Consider the following 681-nt stretch of genomic DNA (forward strand, 5'->3'; position numbering starts at 1 on the left):
GCTGATATAGACGGCGCGAATACAATGAAAAAATTTCTGCACATCACGCTCCCGTTTCTCAAGCCTGTAACCGTATATGTGCTGACCATCAGCATTATCGGCGGCTTCAGGATGTTTGAGGAAAGCTACGTCCTTTGGCAGAATAATTCCCCGGGTAATATTGGTCTGACGCTTGTCGGATATTTGTATCAGCAGGGGCTTGCCTACAACGAAATGGGGTACGGAGCAGCCATCGGCATCGTGCTTTTGATTGTGATCCTTGTTGTCAGCCTGATTTCATTAAAGCTGTCAGGCTCGTTTAAGGGGGAGGGATAAATGTTGCGGCACAGTCCTCAGTTCAGCGTTTATAGAATTGCGCTAACCCTGTTTTTTATTATGCTGAGCCTATTGTATCTTTTTCCGATTTTCTGTTTGCTTTTAGGATCATTAAAGCCGTCATCTGAGCTTTTGCGTGTGGGGCTCAATCTCGACATTGATCCTAAAGTAATGAGTCTTGATAATTATACATTTCTGTTTAACGGCGGAAGCATTTATTTCAAATGGTTTTTTAACAGTCTTGTACTTGGGCTTTTCACAACCGTGCTCACCCTGTTTTTTTCTTCGATGATCGGGTACGGGCTTGCGGTTTATGATTTTAAGGGCAGAAATATCATCTTTGTTCTTGTGCTGATTATTATGATG

The 681-nt window shown here is 42.9% G+C and carries 1 protein-coding gene and 1 pseudogene; both read left to right on the top strand.

Translation table 11 applies throughout. The features are described from left to right. The coding region (locus tag ACWHAR_RS27715; protein WP_452088519.1) for a carbohydrate ABC transporter permease at positions 1–315 on the top strand (315 nt) is incomplete at its 5' end. Beyond that, a pseudogene (gene araQ / locus ACWHAR_RS27720) lies at positions 316–681 on the top strand (arabinose ABC transporter permease AraQ); the annotation flags it as partial. It lies immediately after the preceding gene.

This window comes from Bacillus sp. LR--39 (assembly GCF_053613335.1).